The sequence below is a fragment of the Chloracidobacterium validum genome, assembly GCF_018304825.1.
Taxonomy (GTDB): domain Bacteria; phylum Acidobacteriota; class Blastocatellia; order Chloracidobacteriales; family Chloracidobacteriaceae; genus Chloracidobacterium; species Chloracidobacterium validum.
Window position 1 is genome coordinate 2,121,980 of sequence record NZ_CP072648.1, and the last position, 19,712, is coordinate 2,141,691.

Below are 19,712 nucleotides of genomic sequence, written 5' to 3' on the forward strand. Positions count from 1 at the left end.
CCTCCTATCGTGGAAGTGGCAATCACTGACTGCATATAAAGACAAGCTGCGTGCCAAAGTTCCCAGAAGACGGGCTAAAAAATGCCAACCCGCTTTTTTTCAGTGATTTAGGTCAACAAAAACGCGCTGCCGCGCCGCTGGCCAGGGCACCTGGCCAGCGGCGCGGCGGCGGTGATCACACGATTTCGTGTACAGGGTTGGTTCAGCGCAGCCCCGTGCTAAACGTAATCGTTGGGCCAAAGATCAGCCCGTTGAGAAAAATACGGCGCTGCGCCTGCCAAATGGCGCGGTAGTGCGGATCGTCCGCAAACAAGATGACATGGCCGGCGCCGAGCTGTTCCTCGATGACCGGTGCGGTGTTGCGCACAAAACGCTCCGTATTGCCTTTCCAAATAAAACCGGCGAGCGGGATGGGATTTTCAATGGTCAGTACGTTTGTGCCAGTCTTGGAAGGACGGAAGAACCGCTGACTGAGCAAGACTGGCATCTCCGCTTGCTCATGACTAAAGGTGAGGAAGTGTTCCCGGTTGACGACCGCTCGGAAAATAGCCCCTGGCAACGGCAGTGGCGCAGCCGACAGGGCTGTATCGGTTGGCGCTTGCTCCGCGCCTGAACCGACCTCGGCAGACTTTTTCTCATCTTTTGGGCTGGACTTTTTGCGACTCGGTTCGCCGTAGCGTGCCGCTGCACCGGTAGGTTCGTCCGTCGAGCCGGTATCTGACGTTTTTTTATCTGGCGTTTTTTCGCCGGCCGACGCGGTTTGTCCGTCTTTTCCGGCCTCGTCATCCGCGTCAATCAGGCGCGCGCTGGTCAGATCGGTCTCCTTGTGGGACGCGAAGGCGGCCGCGCCGCCCAAGCAAATCAGTGTCCCTCCTTCCTGACACCAGAGTTTGAGCCGCTCAAGCCCCTCTTTGCCAAAGGCTCGGCGGTAGGCTCCTGGCGAACCATCCGGCAGAATGAGGACGTTGAACTCGCCCAAACGGAGGTCCAGGAAGGTGTCCACCGTGATGGGTGTGAACTCCATGCCGATGTCATTGGCCAGCATGAACCACAGCGCCCCGTATGAGGTTTGGCTTACGCCTTCCTGGGCAATGACAGCCACACGGGGTGGACGCAGGGTGTAAATGCCCTCCGAACCAACGCCAGTGATACCGGTGTCGGTGTAGGCTGAATTGACGGCTTGCACTTCGACGCCACAGGCTGCCGCCAACGCGGCCAGCCGCGTGTGCAGCGTTTCAGGGTTTCGCTCAACGCGCAAAACAAAGCTGCCCCGCGGATACGTGCGCTCGCCGGCCCGCAGGGGACGAACGGCCGTTGCCAGCCGATACCCTTCCTGCAAAAGCTGAAGCGCCAGCTTGGCGGCGGCATCGGAGTCATAAGCAAACACATAGGCGGTTTTGGCCGGCGCCGGCGACTGGGGTGGTGAGACCACAACCGATGCCACCGGGGTGGCGCTCACGGCTGGACGGCTGCCGGACCAGTAGGCCGGAACATCCAGCGCCAACGGGAGCGACCAGGCCGTAATGTCGTAAAACTCGGTTTCTTCCTTGGGCGCGTTTGCGCCACGGTTCGCATTGCGGCGGACTTTTTCCAGTTGACGCTCGATAAACGCTCGATCTTGCTTCGTGTCGGGTTCAAGCAGTGACTTCGCCAGTCGTCCGCGTGGCTGGTCGAGCGACACGATGAGCGTTCCAGGCGGAAAGTCCCGCGTTGGCTGTACGCGCCCGGCGTAGTCATGAACGGCTTTCAGCGTGAAAGCCGCCGTGGCCGTTTGTACTTCCACGCCGTGGTATAGCAGGGTTTGGACCAGCCGCTTGCGGCGCGTCGGGTCGCCCTCCGGCGGGAATACCACGCACTGCAATGGGCCTTGCTTCCCCTCGGCGATGGATTGGACGAAAAACGCCCGGTAGTCGCGCAACCGCGCCACGCGATTGGCGGCCGCCGTCTGTAGCGTGGCAAACGATGCCGTCACATGCCGGGCAATCCCATCCCGCAACGTCAGGATGGTTTCGTCGTCCCGCCGCCAGTTGAGTCCCTTCCAGCCGCCGCCATCGGTTTCATAGGTCATGCCGGTTGCGCCGTTGAGCGACGACCAGCTATCCCAGTAGCCGGGATAAAACAGGTCAAACACGTCCCGGACGTAGTATTGCCACCCATAGCGGTCAAATGCCGCCGCATTGCCGCGGCCGAAAATATCCAGCCACTTGTCGGATTGCCCCCGGTCGAGGTTCGGGTTGATGGGCAATGCCGCCGGTGGGAAGAAGTAGTTGACCGTCTGCCCATGGTGGTCGGCGCACACCTGCGGATGCCACTCCAGAAAAGCCTGCATTGCCGACTGTGATTCGACCTGCGACGCCACGAGCAAGTCCCGATTGAGGTCGAACAAATAGTGATTCAACCGACCATAGATGCTCCACGGCTCGCGGTGCTCGATGGCAAACGGTTCTGGGCGACCGATGCCCACGGCATTGTACCAAGTGACAAACCGCTCATGCCCATCCGGGTTTTGGCAGGGATTGATGACCACCACGACTTGGTCGAGCAGGTCACGAATCATCGGGTTCTGGCTGGCAACCAAGTCATAGAGCACCTGGATCATGGCTTCAAACCCGGCCGATTCATTCCCGTGAATGCTGTAGGCGAGCCAGACGATAATCGGTAGGTCCTGAGTGAGCGACTCAGCCGCGGCGTCCGAGAGCTGGCGCGGGTCGGCGAGCTTGGCGGCGTTGGCTTTGATGGCATCCAGGCGCGCAATGTTTTTTGGCGCGCTGACAACCAGGGTGTAAAGCGTCCGGTGCTCGGACGTGCGCCCCCGTTCAAAGACCCGAAGACGGTCAGACTTGGCGGCGTAATCGCGCACGACCCGCTCGAAGTTCGCATAGTTCGTGTGAAAGTCCCCGATGTCATAACCAAAGGTCGTCCAGGGCGAAACAAAGTCCGGCGAATGGGGGCCAAACTGCCGGAAATCAAAATCCACGGCGGATGTCACCGGCGCGGGAGGCAACTGGGCAAAGGAAGGCGGCAGCGGCATGAGCAAAAAAATTAGGCAGAACAGAGCAACCAAGGGGGTTTTCAGAGGTTTCATGGTAAATCGGCGGGCACGCAGGCGTGCCATTGCGTAGATTTCCCTACGCAATGGCAACCAGAACATGGGTTGAACATTGGTTAGCGAGGCGGTTGAGCTTTTGATTTTTTGTTTTTCTTGGGGTCTGACACCTTTGGTGTCGGCTCAGAAACAGTTTTCGGTGCCGGGGTTGGTTGGGCTGCCGGCGGGGGCGTTGACGGTGACTGACCATCTGCGCGCTGACCATAGGTTTGAATTTGCTTGCCCTGGCTTGTCACTGTGGATTCCGGCGTTACGACATCGGTCCGCACGCCCAGGCTCACCAAAAGCTCCTCGACCTCTGGATCAATCGTGTCGTCTTTCTTGAGGATGATGCCCTCTTTCGTCACGCTGGCCGTCGGTCCGAAAATCTCTTCAAACTTGCGCTTGATAAAGCCTTTGCGGACAACCTGCTTGACTTCCGCGCCCTCAGCCGGGGCCGGCACTTCGACGCCAAACCGTTCCAAGTATTCCGCTGCCTTGTCGCGCCATTCGCTATTGGGGTATTCCCGGACAATACGGGCAAAGGACTTCGCCGCTTCTGGCGTGTCTTCCAGTTGCGTCAGCGAAATGCCGTGCAGGAAGAGGGTTTCATCCATATAGGTAAAATCCGGGTAACTCCGAATGATGCCTTCACAGCGTCCCTTCACGGCGACATATTTTTGCTGCTTGAAGTACAGACGGGCCACCCCCAGGCTGTGCATGCCAAGCTGCTCGCGGGTGAACTTGAGATACTCCTGCACCTGTGGCTGGAGCTTTGATTGCGGATACTCGCGGGTCAAGCGTAACAACTCACGCTCGGCGCGGCGGGCCTCCGAGTTATCGAGGTTGGCCGGCCCAATCTGGCGAACGTGAATCTGTGCAATCTTGAGCAAGACGTCATCGGCGAGCGGATGCTGCGGAAAAAATTGTAACCACTCACGGTACTCAACATCCGCTTGCGCGAGGCTGGACGATCCACCCTCACGGTAAAAAGAATCGGCAATCAGCAGTTTGGCCAACGGAAGCAGTGGACTACTGTCGTAGCTGCCGATCAAGGTGCTCAACAGCAGGCGGCCTTCTTCGTAGCGCCGTTTGCGCATCGCCCGCAGCCCCTCGGCGTAAAGCTCACGGTCACGCCCCTCACGGATTTCCTCTGTTGTCACCTTCTTCTTTGGGCTTCCACAGGCAAGCGAAGCAACGACGAATGTCGCTAGCGCCAGCATGACCCAACCACGCCTCAATGTTTGCTCAAGGAACCCTTGTTTAAGCAAGTTCAACGTCCTCCGCGAGTAAAACGCCTGAGATGGCTGTTGTGCCACAGCCATCTCGCCGCTAAGAATCCTTCACAAGAAACTAAACGGCAGCGTAGGGGGTGGCGTATCCAGCGCCCGTTGCCGCCGCCCGCAACTGCTGCACGGCTAGTCCCGGATCGGGCGCGCCAAAAATTGAAGAACCGGCGACGATCCACGTTGCTCCCTGCTCGACCAGTGCGCGGATGTTATGCCGTCCAATGCCGCCATCCACCTCGATGGCAACCTGCAACCCACGCGCATCAATCATTTGGCGTAAACGCGCGACCTTCGGTAGGCAAGCTTCGATAAAACGTTGCCCGCCAAAACCCGGATTGACTGTCATGAGCAAGACAAAATCAGTGAACGGCAGAATTTCATCGAGAAGCGCCAGGGACGTTCCCGGATTGAGAACGACACCAGGCCGCGCACCCAACGCCCGGATAGCATCGAGGGTTCGGTGCAAATGGTGAACAACTTCCACATGAACGGATATGGAATCGGCACCGGCCTCCCGGAAGTCCTTCAGAAAAGCATCTGGATTCGTCATCATCAAATGCACATCGAGCGGAAGGTGCGTTACCTTACGCAAGGCCGCAACGACCGGTGGCCCGATGGTCAAGTTGGGCACGTAGTGACCATCCATGACATCTACGTGAATCATGTCGGCGCCAGCCGCTTCGACCCGCCCAACTTCATCACCAAGCCGGGCAAAGTCGGCGGACAAAATGGAAGGCGCAATTTTGACTTCGGTTATGGGGTGCCCCGGCGCAAGCGGCTCGTTTGCGCCAGACAGAACATCAACAGGCTCATTGCGCGCGACTGACATTGATTTTCACCGGAAAAGGCTTGCGGACGATGCTGCCCGCCTTGGGGTTTTGACGGGTGACCGTCCCAATCGGTTCAGGGGCGTCAGGGACTTCGATGACAACCACCCGCAACCCACTTTTTTCCAACAACTCACGCGCCTCGCGCTCAGTCTTCCCAACCACATTCGGGACGGCAACCCGCTCTCCGCGTGTAAAGTAACAGGTAGCAATGTTACCCGCCACGAAGGCCAGGACAAGCAAAATCGCCACCGTCAATCGCCACAAGGCGCGCTTTAGCCATGAACCTATCGTGCGGTGCGGCTGCTGACCACTCACTACACTTGCCATGGGATGCGACTCTAGCACCCGCTTAGGAAAAGCAGCAACCAGTTCGTTAATTCATTTCTTCAGCCGTCATACTCGTTTTAGAGTCACGGGTTATGAAGGATTTGCTGCGACTTCTCAGCTATACGCGCCCCCACGCCGGGCGGATTGCCCTGGCGATCCTCGCGGCGGCTGGCGTTGGTCTTTTTGAAGCGGCCCGGACGGCACTCATCCAGCCTATTTTTGACGGCCTGGGCGGCGGCGCACTCCCCGGCGTGGTTGGCGGGGTTGCGCTTCCGCGCCTGAGCGCCTGGCTTCCCTCTGGCAGCGCGTACTGGATGGTCGTTCTCGGCCTGCTCATCGGTTTCAGCTTGCTGCGTGGCGCATTGGAGTTCATGGCTAATTTTCTACTGACCTCGGTTGGTCAACTGGTCATCGTCACACTGCGGACGGAGCTTTTCTCACATGCGCTCGACCAGTCGGCGGCCTTTTTCGACCGTCACCGCACAGCGGAACTCACCACCTGTCTCATAACGGATGTCGAAAAAGTTCAGTCTGGCGTGGCGCAGTATTTGGCCGATGCCCTACGCGAAAGCTTCACGCTGGTTGGCCTCCTGATCCTGGCGCTGATGCTTTCCTGGAAGCTCACGCTGCTGACGCTTGGGGTCGTGCCGCTCATTGCAGTCCTGACGGCCAAGCTTGGCGGGCGCTTACGCCAGTCGAGTCGGGCCACCCAACAGGCGCTTGAAGAGGTCCTGGCGCTGGCGCAGGAGGTGCTGGCCGGGTATCGCGTCGTCCAGGCGTACGGAGCGCAAACCCACGAGCGCAAACGCTTTCAGACGGCCGCCCAACGTCTCCGCCGCTTCAACCTCCGCACGGCACGCGCCCTCTTTCTGCCATCACCGTTACTTGACATTCTGGGCGTCATGGTGGGAGCAGGCGTCATTTTTTACACCCACCGACTGATTGCGACCGGCGAGCTAACGGCCGGAGCCTTCACGGCCACGCTCCTGGCCCTGGTACGTCTCTACGACCCCATTCGCAAACTCACCCAAACCTACCATGCTTATCAGCAGGTAACCGCTTCGGCGAATCGGTTGTTTGCCTTGCTCGATGAACCACCGACCGTGACCGACGCGCCCGACGCGCGCGGGACGGCAGCCTTTCACGAAACCTTGGCGTTTCAGCACGTTTCTTTCACCTATCCCCAGACGGCGACACCAGCGCTGGAAAGCGTGACCTTTACGGTGCGGCGGGGTGAAACGGTCGCCCTGGTGGGTACCAGCGGCGGCGGCAAAAGCACGGTGATGGCGCTTCTGCTGCGGTTCTATGACCCAACCCACGGCACGATTACCCTGGACGGTCTGGACATTCGCCAATTTCAACGTCACGCGCTCCGCCACCTGATGGCGTATGTGCCACAGGAAGCCATCCTGTTTGACGGCAGCTTTGCCGAAAACATTGCCTATGGTCGGCTGGATGCGACGCCCGCCGACATCGAACGGGCCGCCCGCGCCGCGCATGCGCATGATTTCATTGTCGAACGTGGCGGTTACGCAGCCCGCATTGGGGAAGCCGGCCGCGAGCTTTCGGGCGGGCAGCGCCAGCGTATCGCCATTGCGCGCGCCCTGTTACGCGATGCTCCAATACTACTGCTCGATGAAGCGACTTCGGCGCTCGATGCCGAATCAGAACACGCCGTACAAGCCGCGCTCGCCACGCTGATGCAGGGGCGCACCACGTTGGTCATTGCCCACCGGCTTGCCACGGTTCAACGGGCCGACCGCATTCTGGTCTTTGAGCGCGGACGCATTGTCCAGGTTGGCGACCATGCCACCCTGACGGCGGCCCAGGGCACGTATCGGCGGCTTTACGAACTGCAACTGCTGGCTCAAACCAGTTGAGAGCGCAGCGGCCGAGCGCCCCGGTCCATTTTCCGGCACATGCTCAGTATGCCCGCGCAAAAATAGCCTGGGCCTTGGCCGGACGCCCAGTCATGAAACAAGTTCCAGATTCGCCAGGTTGCTCCAGCGGGATGCAGCGCAATGTAGCCTTGGTTTCTTCCTTGATTTGGCGTTCGAGGTCAGCATCGCCATCCCACCAAACCCGCGCAAAACCGGTTTCGATGGCCTGCTTGAACGCCTCGTAGGTCGGCGCATCGTGGATGTTGGCGTCTCGGAAGGCTGTCGCTTTGGCGAGCAGCGCCGCCTGGATGTCGTCCAGCGTGGCCGCCACGGTAGTTGCAAGCCCCTCGCGCGCGACAAACGCCTTGCCTTCCTTGCCGGGGCGGTCGCGGCGCGCCAGCACCACCGTACCCTTGGCTACGTCCTTGGGGCCGACTTCGACCCGGAGCGGAACGCCGCGCATCTCCCAGTCGTTGAACTTGAACCCTGGAGTGAGGCCATCCCGCGTGTCGAGTTTGACCCGCAGACCAGCGGCGGCCAGTTCGCGACGCAAACCGTCCGCGGCTTCCAGGACGGCTGCCCGCTCGTCGTCGTTTTTGTGAATGGGAACGATGACGACCTGAAACGGCGCCAGCCGGGGTGGCAGCACCAGCCCCTGGTCGTCGCCATGCACCATGATGATCGCCCCGACAATCCGGGTGGACATGCCCCAGGAGGTCGTCCAGCAGAACTTGCGTTCCCCATCGCGGTCGAGAAACTGAATATCAAACGCCTTGGCAAAGTTTTGACCAAGGTTGTGTGACGTGCCGGCTTGCAAGGCTTTGCCGTCGCCCATCATGGCCTCGATGGAGTAGGTTCGATCCGCGCCGGCAAACCGCTCCGATTCGGACTTGATGCCCGGAATGACCGGCAGCGCGGCCTCGTTGACGGCAAAATCCGTATAGACATCAAGCATTTGGCGCGTTTCGGCCTCGGCTTCCTCAAAGGTGGCATGCGCGGTATGGCCTTCCTGCCAGAAAAATTCCAGCGTCCGCAAAAAGAGCTTCGTGCGCAGCTCCCACCGGACGACGCTACACCACTGATTGATCAGCACCGGCAGGTCGCGGTAGGACTGAATCCACTTGGCATAGGCATGCCCGATGACCGTTTCGGAGGTCGGACGCACGACGAGCGGCTCTTCGAGTTCCTTGTTGCCGCCAATCGTGACCACGGCAAGTTCCGGTGAAAAGCCTTCGACGTGCGATGCCTCACGTTCGAGAAAACTCTTCGGAATGAGCATTGGAAACGCGGCGTTGAGGTGTCCGGTGGCTTTGAAGCGGCGATCCAGCGCCGCCTGAATGTTTTCCCAGAGGGCCCAGCCGTAGGGCCGGACAATCATGCAGCCCCGGACGGGCGCGTAATCCGCAAGCTCCGCCCGAAGCACCAGTTGGTTGTACCACTCGTTGAAGTCTTCGGCGCGCGTTGGCAGCTTTTGTTCAGACATGGAGTAACCAGAAAGAAAAGAGTCATCGAGCCAAACTGGCCCGGCCAGCCCGTGTTTACCTTGCCGCTGCCGATAGGTCAACGGCACCAGGACCGTTCGTAAGTTTGCATTCAGGACTAGGGAAAACAGCTAGCGTAGTTGGCCATATTCCGCATATCGTCTATCTCACGCTTGGCGTTGTGGGGTGAAGGTCCTGCGCGTTCAACCGGATTGCACGAGCTTTGGTTGTTGCCTTATGAAAGTCATCGTTATTGGCGCTGGTTTGGCCGGACTGGCCTGCGCCGTCGAACTGGCCGACAACGGCTATGAGGTCGAGGTTCTGGAAAAACGCCCGGTGCTAGGTGGACGAGTGTCCTCGTGGCTTGACAAGGACGGCGACTGGGTCGAAACCGCCCCGCACGTCATTCGCGGTAGCTACAAGTCACTGATTGCCTTGATGGAACGAGTCGGGATTGCTGACCGCATCAAGTGGAAGAAACAACAATTGGTTTATGCGAGCAAGGGTGGAAAAATTTCCAACATCTCGTTCTCACCGTCGGCCGGCCCGGTTGAGATTCTGCGCTCGATGATTGGCAGCGATTTGCTCGGTTTCGGCGACAAGCTCAAGCTGCTTACCGGATTGCTACCGGCGTTTACTGGTGACAAGAACTTCATCGAAAATCAAGACATCAAGAACTTCAGCGACTGGGCCACCAACCTAGGCGTCAACCGGGAAGCCATCGGGCGCTTTTTTGATCCCTTGTCGCGGACCGTCAGCTTTCTCCGCCCGGATGAAGTTTCGGCCCGGGTCATCATTTTCCAGATGGCTTCCATTGCCCAAGGGTTGAACGCCACCCGCATTGGCTTTCTGGATGGCGATCCGTGCCAGCGCTTGTTCCAACCAATTCAGGCGTATCTCGAAAAGCGTGGCGCACGAATTCGCACCAATGCTCGATTGGCACGGATTGACTTCGCCAATGATGAGCCACGTGCCCTCGGCCTTGAGTTGACCAATGGCGACTACCTGACCGGCGACGTTTACGTTTCGGCCATGGAACTCCACGCGCTGCGCGAAGTTTTGCCCGGACAGGCCTGGAGTTTCCCCTTCTTCTCACGGCTCTGGCAGGTCGAAGAAATTCCGGTCATCACCGTGCAACTTCGTTTCGACCGCCAAGTGGTGACCATGGACAACGCGGTGTTTGCCATTGGCACGGTGATGTCGCTGGTCGTCAACCTTTCAGTGACGAGTCCGGGCTATGCCGATGACGTGTGCTTGATCGAAATGATTGTCGCTCCGGCCAAAGACATCTTCCACCTCGATGATGGCGAGATTGTCCGCCTGTGTCTCGATGACCTGACGGAGTTGTTTCCCGAAGTCGCGCAGGCCAACTTGGTCAAGAGCACCGTTGTGCGCATCCCGCAAGCCCTGTATCGCTGCGAACCAGGGGCGGAAAGTCGCCGGCCGACCCAAAAGACGCCAATTGAGAATTTTTACCTCTGTGGGGATTTTACCCACCACGGCTACACGCCGAGCATGGAAGGCGCGACCTTGTCCGGCTTTCGTGCCGCGCAAATGATTTTAGAAACGTACGGACGCAACCTACAGTGGCATGGTGGCACGCCACCAAGCTAAAACGCCAAGCCAACACAAGCTCAATAACAACGGTCTAAACTCACCCGAAGCGCCGACAGCGCACACTGTCGCACTCATCAGAATGGATGTCGCTATCATTGGAGCCGGACTGTCCGGACTGACAGCGGCCTACACGTTGGTTCAGCGCGGTTTCAACTGCGAGGTTCTGGAAAAGAGCCGCGCGTTGGGCGGGCGCATGGCCACCCGCCGCTACCTGGATGCCGTTTTCGACCACGGCGCGCAGTATTTCACCGTCAAACATCCGTCCTTTGCCGACTTTCTGCGGGAGGTTGGCGTAACGGATGCCATGCGCCCGCTCGCGGCACCGGTGGTCAGCTATCCTTTTCAGAACTTCGACGCCGCGCTGGCCGAAGCCGTTGACGAGGGGACACCTGGAAACGGGGCGTTTCCCTATCGCTATGTGTTTCAGTCCGGCATGACTACGCTGGCCAAGGCGATCGTTCAGCGGATCGGCGAGGACCGCATCATTCGGGAGTGTTTCGTCGAAGCCATCGCCTGGGATGGAGCAACGCGGCAATGGACGCTCCACACCCGTGGCGACAACACGACATTGGGCGGAACGCGCCAAGCCGATTGGGTTATTCTGGCCCTTCCGGCACCGCAAGCCGCGCAGCTCTTGTCCCGCAGTCACCCATTGCCAGCGCCATTTGCGGCGTTGCAGCTAGCCCTGGAAGGGATTGACTACCATCCGTGTCTTACCATTGTCTGGTCAACGTCAGCCCATGGAGCATACCCTGGCGCGGGAGCCTTTCGGGCCACGTCCGGTGACGCCGTCATTGGCTGGTTGATGTGGCTCGACCGCACAACGCCCCATCGCTTGCCGGCCGGGCAAAGCGTTGCGGTTGCCCAGTTGACCCCCAAAGCGAGTCGCGCTCTGCTCGACCAGCCCGAAGGAATGGTGCTTCAAACTCTGGCGTCTGCGCTGGATGCCGACTTACAGATGGACCTGCCGACGTTGCAGTGGGTGCAAGTCAAGCAGTGGCGCTATGCGAATCCAGCCACCATTCTGACTGACCAGAGCTGCCTAGCTGCCGTCGCTGATTTCAACCTCGATGCCTGCGGCGACTACCTGCTTGGCGGGCGTGTTGAGTCTGCCTTTTTGACCGGACTCGCGGTCGCTGATCGCCTCAGTGACCGAATCGGATTTCAGCGCCAATAGCTTCTTCACCAAAAAACAGCCTCTGTCGCATGGGTAACACCGCCGCCGCAATCATTCCGGCAGTCCCCAGTTGGAGACGGGTCCCAGGTAGAAACGCGCACAAGGAACAGTCCGAGTTCGTCCGCTCCCTTGTCCGGCGGTTGGTCCTGGGTTGCCTTGGCGGGTTGTTGGAAGTCCCGCTGGGGGTCTCCCATTGGCTTGGCAGAATGTTGGGCAAGCTTTTAGGATAGGCGCAGGTTTAGTCATCCTGTGGCGCGCTTTGCCTTCCCCGGTTCAACGGAAAGTGAGTACCCATGACCTATCGTGAAATCCAAGAAGCCCTGACCTTTGACGATGTTCTGCTTGTCCCGGCCAAAAGTGACGTTCTTCCGGCGGAGACTGACACCACAACCCATTTTTCCCGGCACATTCAGCTCAACATCCCGGTTGTAAGCGCGGCGATGGATACCGTGACCGAAGCCGCGATGGCCATCGCCCTTGCGCAGCAGGGCGGCATCGGCGTGATTCACAAGAACCTGTCCATCGAAGCCCAGCGTAGCGAAGTGGACAAGGTCAAGCGGTCTGAAAGTGGCATGATCGTTGACCCGGTCACGATGACACCCGATCGGCCCATTTCCGAGGCGCTCTCCATCATGGCGCGGTTTCATATCTCCGGTGTTCCGGTCGTGCGCCCGGAAGATGGACGATTGGTTGGGATTCTGACCAACCGCGACTTGCGTTTTGAAACCCGCCTGGAGTTGCCGATTGGCGAGGTGATGACCAAGGACAACCTGATTACCGTCCCGGTGGGGACGACCTTGCAGGAAGCGCGTGGCATCCTACAAAAACACCGCGTCGAAAAACTTCTCGTGGTGGATGACGAGTTTCGCCTCAAGGGTCTCATCACGGTCAAGGACATTCAGAAAGCCATTCGCTACCCGAATGCTACCAAAGACGACCTGGGACGCCTCCGCGCGGCGGCCGCGATTGGCGCAACCGGCGATTATCTGGAGCGAGCCGCGGAACTCGTCGCCGCCCGGGTGGATGCCCTCGTGGTTGACACGGCGCACGGTCATTCAACCCGGGTCATCCAGGCGGTGCGTGAAGTCAAGCGCCGTTTTCCCGAAGTTGACCTCGTGGCCGGCAATGTCGCCACCGGCGAGGCAGTACAGGAACTCATCGCCGCTGGTGTGGATGGCGTCAAAGTCGGCATCGGGCCGGGTTCGATCTGCACCACCCGCATCGTCGCCGGGATTGGCGTTCCACAAGTCACGGCCATTCTGGCCTGCGCGGAAGTGGCGCGGGCGGCAAATGTTCCGGTCATTGGCGACGGTGGCATCAAGTTTTCGGGCGATGTCACCAAGGCGCTGGCCGCCGGTGCCGATTCGGTCATGATCGGCTCGCTGTTTGCCGGCGTGGATGAAAGCCCCGGTGAGCTGATTTTGTATCAGGGGCGCAGCTTCAAAGCCTATCGTGGCATGGGGTCGCTCGCGGCGATGAAGCAAGGCAGCCGCGACCGCTACGCACAGGACATGGAAGCCGTCGAGTCCAAGCTGGTTCCCGAAGGCATCGAGGGGAAAGTTCCCTACAAAGGCTCCCTGGCGGCGCTCGTGACCCAGTTGGTCGGTGGGGTGCGCGCCGGGATGGGCTACACCGGTTGCCGAACCATTGCCGAGCTTCAGGCCAACGCCCGGTTTGTCAAGATTACCGCCGCCGGTTTGCGTGAAAGCCACGTCCACGATGTCATCATCACGAAGGAAGCCCCTAACTACCGGCTTGAAAGCCTGCCGTGAGGCGACACCAACCCAGTGGGGCTGTGTCGCCTTCAAACCTTGGCTTTGAATGAAAATGATGGAGCGGCGGCCCCGTTACGCGGGGGCTGGGTGGCTGCCGTTTACAGCAAGTCGCTCGTCGCAAAGAAGAAAGCGACTTCGGACACGGCGTTTTCCGGCGAGTCTGAGCCATGCGCCGCATTTTCGCCAACGTCCGTTCCAAAGTCGCCCCGAATGGTGCCTTTGGGGGCGTCTTTCGAGTTGGTTGGTCCCATGAGGTCGCGCCAGGCGCGGACGGCGTCTTCCTTTTCGAGCGCCATGACGACGACCGGCCCGGAACACATGAAATCCACGAGTTCACCAAAGAAAGACCGTTCGCGGTGAACGGCGTAAAAGCCTTCAGCTTGCTGCCGAGTCAAATGCATGAGGCGCATGCCGCGCAGCCGGAAGCCGGCGTCGGTAATGCGTTGGACGATGTGGCCGATATTGCCAGCGCGGGTGGCGTCCGGCTTGATGATGGCAAGCGTCGTTTCGAGCGACATGGTTCGATTCAACTCCCGAAAAACAAAATAGAGCCAGGGCAGGTTAGCGATGCCACACCTGCAACGGCAACTGGAATAAGCTGAAGCCGGGCCGTCGTGACGCTGGGTAGCTCACGCCGTATGGCCCTCACGCTGTATGGCCAATGACTTCGGCGACCTTGGCGCCCAAATCAGACGGACTTTCAACCACATGCATGCCGGCGGCGCGCATGGCGTCCATCTTTTCAACTGCCGTGCCTTTGCCGCCGGCAATAATGGCGCCGGCGTGTCCCATGCGGCGTCCGGGCGGGGCCGTTCGTCCGGCGACGAAGCCAATCACCGGCTTGGTCATGGCCTCTTTGACGAAAGCGGCGGCAGTTTCTTCGTCCGTGCCACCGATTTCACCAATCATAATGACGGCATCGGTGTCTGGATCGTCCTGGAAGAGCCGCAGCACGTCCACGAAGCGCAGGCCAATGATGGGGTCGCCCCCGATGCCTACGCAGGTGGATTGACCCAGGCCCAGTTGCGTGAGCTGGTGAACGGCTTCATAGGTCAGTGTTCCACTGCGCGAGACAACGCCGATCCGTCCGGGACGGTGAATGTGGGCGGGCATGATGCCTACCTTGCACTCGCCAGGCGTGATGACGCCCGGACAGTTCGGCCCGATCAGCCGGACACCATGCTTTTTGACGAAGTCGAAGGCGCGCATCATATCCACGGTGGGAATGCCTTCCGTGATGCAGACGATGAGCGCTACGCCGGCTTCGGTAGCTTCCATGATGGCGTCCGCGCCAAAGGCCGGCGGCACGTAGATGACGCTCACGTTCGCACCGGTGGCGTTGACCGCCTGCGACACCGTGTCGAAAACCGGAATGCCCTCGTGGGTTGTGCCGCCCTTGTTCGGCGTCACGCCGGCCACGATGTTCGTGCCGTAATCCTTCATTTGGCGGGCATGAAACGTCCCCTCACGTCCAGTAATGCCCTGCACCACCAAACGCGTTTCTTTGTTGACCAGGATACTCATAAGCAGCATAGCTCTGCCTGCCGCGTGAACCGGTCGCTCACGCAGCAGGTTGGAAAAGGACTCAGAACCTGAGTCGGATGTACTTGAAGGGCGAGGCGCGCACGTCATAGACCGTTTTGGTCAGTTCGGCCGTGAAGGTGGCCAACTCCCGCCGGAGGCGAGCATCGTGCAGAAACTTCCCGGCGCTGCCTTCGGCCTGGTTTAGCCGCGCTTGGAGGCGACTGACGCGGTCGCGCGTCGTCTGGAGTTGCTGACGCAAGGTTGCGTCGTTCTTGGTTAATCGTCCCAGCGCGCCTTGGTCAGCCACGCGCTGAAGCCCATCCAGGCGCGTCGTCAGGTCGCCATAGCGTGTCTGGAGTCGGGTGATACGTTCACGCCAAGCTGGATCACCAAGGAAGCGGCCCGCTGTCCCGTGTCCGGCGTCAAGATCAGCGCGAAGCTGGTTGGCAGCTTGTTGAAGCGCCGTCAGTCGAGGTTGCAACCGCCGACGGGTCACGGAGGCAAACCCCGGGCCGGTCTGGAGCGATTGTTGAAGTCCGGTCAGTTCAGCTTGAAAGGTGGCAATGGCGGCTTTGAGTTCTTCGCGCTTGAGCGCCGCGCCCAGTGTGCCTTCTCCGCGTTCGATGCGTTGCTGAACGGCTAGCAGGCGCTCGCGCATCCCAGCCAAGTTAGCGTTCACGTCGGCGCTGCGCAGGGCAATGGTGCGTGAGTCACCTTCGATTCGCCCGGCAATGAAATCACCCTCCGCCACCAGTGGCGCCGCAACGCTGCCGGGCACGATGTCAACGATGCGGTCGGCCAGCGTCCCGTCGCGCCGCAGAACCGCGACAGCATCGCGGTGAATGAGCTGCGCCGCGTTCAGTCCTGTCAGGCGACGGTCAATGCCAAGCGCCACTTGAACCTGTGGGGTGTCGCGCCGAACCGTCCGCTGAATATCCGCGAACGTGATCCGCTGCACCGCCCCAACCTTGACGCCGGATAAGCGAACTTCCGCGCCCGGTCGCAGACCATCCACATCGTGAAAGACCACATAGAGCGTAAAGCGATTACGTGCTTGGTAGGCTTGCCAAGCAACAGCGACCGCAACCACGGAAAGCGCCAACACAACCAGCCAAAACGTGCGCCGCTTGGCCGGTTCATAGCGTTCGGCGCTGCGCGCTGGGGCAATTTCTTCTTCGATGGGCGGAAGCGGCATCATGCGGTGAGCGCCAGGATGGGGTCAACCGTGCGGAGCAAAGCATAGTGCGCCGCGTGGGCCGAGGCAACCGCTTGGCTGATGACAAAACTTTTCTGGAACATATCAAGCGAAAAACAGTATAGCTGCGTGCAGTAAAACTGAAACCAACTGACTCGGCAGCGTTTGTCTTCCCCCACAACCTGCCGCTTACCTTTGGGACACTGTCATGCAATGTATCCTTCGCGCTTCCTGGCTACTGGTGGTTACGGTGGCCTTGTCAAGTCTTGGTTTGGCGCAAGACGGCACGCGCCCCTTGCTGGCTCGAACGCCGACCGCAAGTCGTACGCACATTGTGTTTTCCTTCGCTGGCGATCTATGGCGCGCACCGCGCGCAGGCGGCGAAGCGGTTCAACTCACCAACCATCCTGGGATTGAAGCCGAGCCGCTTTTTTCCCCAGACGGGAGCTTGATTGCGTTTACAGGTCAGTATGACGGCAATACAGATGTGTATGTCGTTCCGGTAACGGGCGGCATTCCGCAACGGCTGACCTACCATCCCGACCCAGACCGGGCCGTAGGCTGGACGCCCGATGGCAAGCGCGTGTTGTTTGCCAGCGCCCGACTCAGCGAGTCTGGCCGTACCCAACGATTGTTCACCGTTGACAAAAACGGCGGCCCGGCCGAGCCGCTGCCATTGCCAATGGCAACGTATGGGAGTTTTTCACCGGACGGCGCGAAGCTGGTTTACGAGCCGGTCCCACGCGCCTTTGCCGCCTGGAAGCGCTACCGCGGCGGCCGGGCGTCTTACCTGTGGATTGCCAACCTGGCGGATTCGAGCGTGACGAAAATTCCACGCGCCGACACCAATGACTTCAACCCGATGTGGGTTGGCAAGACCATCTACTTCCTCTCCGATCGGAACGGGCCGGTGACACTCTTTGCCTATGATCCAGCTTCCAACAAAGTGACGCCGGCCCTGAAACATGATGGGCTGGACATCAAATCGGCTTCCGTAGCGGTCGGCGGTGATGACGCCATCGTGTATGAGCAGTTTGGCGGCCTTCATGTGTTTGATGTGAAGAGCGGCAAGCATGCGCCCATCAAGATCACGCTCAATGGCGACATGGCCGGCGTGCGCCCACGCTTTGAAAAGGCCGGCTCACGAGTCACGGCTTCGGCAATTTCACCCACCGGCATGCGCGTTGCCTTTGAAGCGCGCGGGGACATCCTGACCGTGCCGGCCGAAAAAGGCGCGATCCGCAACCTCACGGCGACGCCCGGCGTGGCGGAACGCGATCCGGCCTGGTCGCCAGACGGGAAATGGGTGGCCTACTTTTCCGACGCCTCTGGCGAATATGAACTGCACCTGCGGGAGCAAACCGGGCTGGGTGAACTCAAGGTCATCAAGCTCGAACCATCGTTTTATTACTCGCCTACTTGGTCTCCCGACAGCAAAAAGATTGCCTTCACTGACAAACGGCTCAACTTCTGGCTGGTGGATGTCGAAAGTGGCACGCCGACCAAGTTTGACACGGCGCGGACCACGGGCGGGGCCGGCTTTCGTCTGCGTGGTGTGGAATGGTCGCCGGACAGCCAGTGGTTGGCCTACACCAAACCCATGCGCTCGGCCTACAGCGCCGCCTTTGTTTACAGCCTCGAAAGCAAGCAGGTGACGCAAATCACAGATGCCGCCAGCGACGTGACGAGTGTCTGCTTCGACCGCAATGGCAAGTATCTCTACTTGTTGTCGAGCACCAACATTGGCCCGGCGCTCAATGGCTTCGACATGTCGAGCTACGCGCACCGGAATGACACGGTTCGGTCGGTCCATGCCGCCGTGTTGCGCAAGACGGATCCATCGCCGGTTGCCCCGGAAAGCGATGACGAGAAGACTGCCGAAGATAAAAAGCCAGGCGACGGCGTCCCGCCAGGCAGCCCGCCAAACGGCATACCAGGGCGACCGGGTGACAAACCCAGGGAAGCGCCAAAGGTGGTGATTGATTTCGAGGGACTCAACCAACGCATCGTCGCGCTGCCGATTCCAGCCCGCGCCTTCGTCGGTTTCGACGCCGGCAAGCCCAACATCCTCTACATCTATGAGTCCACGTTTGGCGGAACGGGCATCCCCGGACTCATCGTTCACAAGTTTGACGTCGAAAAGCGCAAGCTCGAAAAAATCCTGGAAGGCATTTCTAGCTTCCAACCGACGGCGAATGGCGAAAAGTGCCTGTATCGGCAGGGTCAAAACTGGTTCATCGCATCCTTGATGGCACCGATCAAGCCAGGCGAGGGCAAACTTCGGACGGATGAAATGGAAGTTCGGGTTGAGCCGCGCCTGGAGTGGGCGCAGATGTACCGCGAGGTGTGGCGGCTGGAGCGCGACTTCTTCTACGATCCAACCCACCACGGCTTGAATCTCCAGGCAACGGCCCAGAAATATGAGCCGTATCTCAACGCCGTGATGCACCGGGCGGATTTGAACTACCTTTTTGATGAAATGCTCGGCGAGTTGAGCGTTGGACACCTCTACGTGCGTGGCGGCGATGTGCCGGAAGTCAAGCGCGTGCCGGGTGGTTTGCTTGGGGCGGATTACGTCGTTGAGAATGGTCGGTACCGGATCGCCAAGATTTATCAAGGCGAAAACTGGAACCCACAGCTCCGCGCCCCGCTGACCCAGCCAGGTGTCAATGTCAACGTGGGCGATTACATCCTGGCGGTCAACGGACAGGAGGTCGTCGCTACCGAGGACATTTACCGTTACTTTGAGGCAACCGCCGACAAGCAGGTAGTGCTCAAGGTCAGCCCAAGCCCGGACGGGTCCAATGCGCGGACGGTGACGGTCGTCCCGGTCGCCAGTGAAGCCAGTCTGCGCAACTTGGACTGGATTGAGACCAACAAACGGCGCGTCACCGAACTGAGCGGCGGCAAGCTGGCCTATCTCTGGCTGCCAGACACGGCAGCCGGTGGGTACACCAACTTCAACCGTTATTTCTTCTCGCAACTCGACAAGCAAGGGGCGGTCGTGGACGAACGCTTCAACGGCGGCGGACAAGCGGCGGACTACATCATTGATTACCTGCGCAAGCCGCTGCTGAGTTACTGGGCAGTGCGCGACGGCGAAGACTTCCGCACCCCATTTGGAACCATGCCCGGCCCAAAGGTGATGATCGTCAACGAATATGCCGGCTCCGGCGGTGACTTGATGCCTTGGATGTTTCGTCAACTGGGCATCGGCCAGTTGGTGGGCAAGCGCACTTGGGGGGGACTGGTCGGGATCGGCGGTTATCCGGTGCTGATGGATGGCGGAACCGTAACCGCTCCACACTTTGCCTTCTATTCGCCGGAAGGCAAGTGGGAAATCGAGAATCGGGGCGTAGCGCCGGACATCGAGGTTGACCTTGACCCGCAAGCGTGGCGCGCCGGACGCGATACCCAGCTCGAACGGGCGGTAGCGGTCGTCATGGAGGCACTGAGCAAAAATCCACCGCCGGCGAAGCCCAAGCGCCCGGACTACCCGAACTACCACCGCAAGAAGTAGCCCAGGGCGTTG

At 59.9% G+C, this 19,712-nt stretch carries 13 protein-coding genes; 5 read left to right on the plus strand and 8 right to left on the minus strand.

From position 1 onward, the window contains the following. Positions 1–202: 202 nt before the first annotated feature. The 4 genes from J8C06_RS08880 to J8C06_RS08895 all read right to left on the minus strand — a co-directional run bounded on the left by J8C06_RS08880 (position 203) and on the right by J8C06_RS08895 (position 5,531). Positions 203–3,085, minus strand: a complete 2,883-nt coding sequence (locus J8C06_RS08880; protein ID WP_211428350.1) for a M14 family zinc carboxypeptidase — start codon at positions 3,083–3,085, stop codon at positions 203–205. Between the two features lie 80 nt (positions 3,086–3,165). After that, positions 3,166–4,308, minus strand: a complete 1,143-nt coding sequence (locus J8C06_RS08885) for an outer membrane protein assembly factor BamD (protein WP_211428351.1) — start codon at positions 4,306–4,308, stop codon at positions 3,166–3,168. A gap of 130 nt (positions 4,309–4,438) precedes the next feature. Beyond that, positions 4,439–5,203: a ribulose-phosphate 3-epimerase gene (gene rpe / locus J8C06_RS08890; protein WP_211428352.1), complete on the minus strand. Its 765-nt coding sequence runs from the start codon at positions 5,201–5,203 to the stop codon at positions 4,439–4,441. Next, complete coding sequence (locus J8C06_RS08895; RefSeq protein WP_211428353.1) at positions 5,184–5,531, minus strand: PASTA domain-containing protein; 348 nt, start codon at positions 5,529–5,531, stop codon at positions 5,184–5,186. Before J8C06_RS08895 ends, rpe begins: the two co-directional genes overlap by 20 nt. 92 nt (positions 5,532–5,623) lie before the next feature. Between J8C06_RS08895 and J8C06_RS08900 the strand changes: the two genes are divergently transcribed. Further along, positions 5,624–7,411 (plus strand): ABC transporter ATP-binding protein, encoded by a 1,788-nt coding sequence (locus J8C06_RS08900; protein ID WP_211428354.1) that lies wholly within the window; start codon positions 5,624–5,626, stop codon positions 7,409–7,411. 43 nt (positions 7,412–7,454) lie between these two features. On the opposite strand, the gene proS is transcribed toward J8C06_RS08900, so the two are convergent. Then, on the minus strand, positions 7,455–8,894 hold the full coding sequence (gene proS / locus J8C06_RS08905; RefSeq protein ID WP_211428355.1) for a proline--tRNA ligase: 1,440 nt from the start codon (positions 8,892–8,894) through the stop codon (positions 7,455–7,457). Positions 8,895–9,129: 235 nt separating this feature from the next. On the opposite strand from proS, the gene J8C06_RS08910 reads away from it, so the two are divergent. From J8C06_RS08910 to guaB, 3 genes are all read left to right on the plus strand, one after another. Next, positions 9,130–10,506, plus strand: a complete 1,377-nt coding sequence (locus J8C06_RS08910) for a hydroxysqualene dehydroxylase (protein WP_211428356.1) — start codon at positions 9,130–9,132, stop codon at positions 10,504–10,506. Next, a complete protein-coding gene (locus tag J8C06_RS08915) occupies positions 10,484–11,686 on the plus strand; it encodes an NAD(P)/FAD-dependent oxidoreductase (RefSeq protein ID WP_281423818.1) in 1,203 nt (400 codons plus the stop codon). The genes J8C06_RS08910 and J8C06_RS08915 overlap by 23 nt, the downstream gene beginning before the upstream one ends. Positions 11,687–11,979: 293 nt before the next feature. Further along, complete coding sequence (gene guaB, locus J8C06_RS08920; RefSeq protein ID WP_211428358.1) at positions 11,980–13,458, plus strand: IMP dehydrogenase; 1,479 nt, start codon at positions 11,980–11,982, stop codon at positions 13,456–13,458. A gap of 101 nt (positions 13,459–13,559) precedes the next feature. Here the strand turns inward: guaB and ndk are convergent, their stop codons facing one another. The 3 genes from ndk to J8C06_RS08935 all read right to left on the minus strand — a co-directional run bounded on the left by ndk (position 13,560) and on the right by J8C06_RS08935 (position 16,183). Then, a complete protein-coding gene (ndk, locus tag J8C06_RS08925; protein ID WP_211428359.1) occupies positions 13,560–13,979 on the minus strand; it encodes a nucleoside-diphosphate kinase in 420 nt (139 codons plus the stop codon). A 127-nt stretch (positions 13,980–14,106) separates the two neighbouring features. Next, positions 14,107–14,985 (minus strand): succinate--CoA ligase subunit alpha, encoded by an 879-nt coding sequence (gene sucD / locus J8C06_RS08930; protein ID WP_211429875.1) that lies wholly within the window; start codon positions 14,983–14,985, stop codon positions 14,107–14,109. Between the two features lie 61 nt (positions 14,986–15,046). After that, positions 15,047–16,183, minus strand: a complete 1,137-nt coding sequence (locus tag J8C06_RS08935; protein WP_211428360.1) for an MlaD family protein — start codon at positions 16,181–16,183, stop codon at positions 15,047–15,049. Positions 16,184–16,388: 205 nt separating this feature from the next. Here J8C06_RS08935 and J8C06_RS08940 point away from each other — a divergent pair, with 205 nt between their 5' ends. Further along, positions 16,389–19,700: a S41 family peptidase gene (locus J8C06_RS08940; protein WP_211428361.1), complete on the plus strand. Its 3,312-nt coding sequence runs from the start codon at positions 16,389–16,391 to the stop codon at positions 19,698–19,700. Positions 19,701–19,712: the final 12 nt, after the last annotated feature.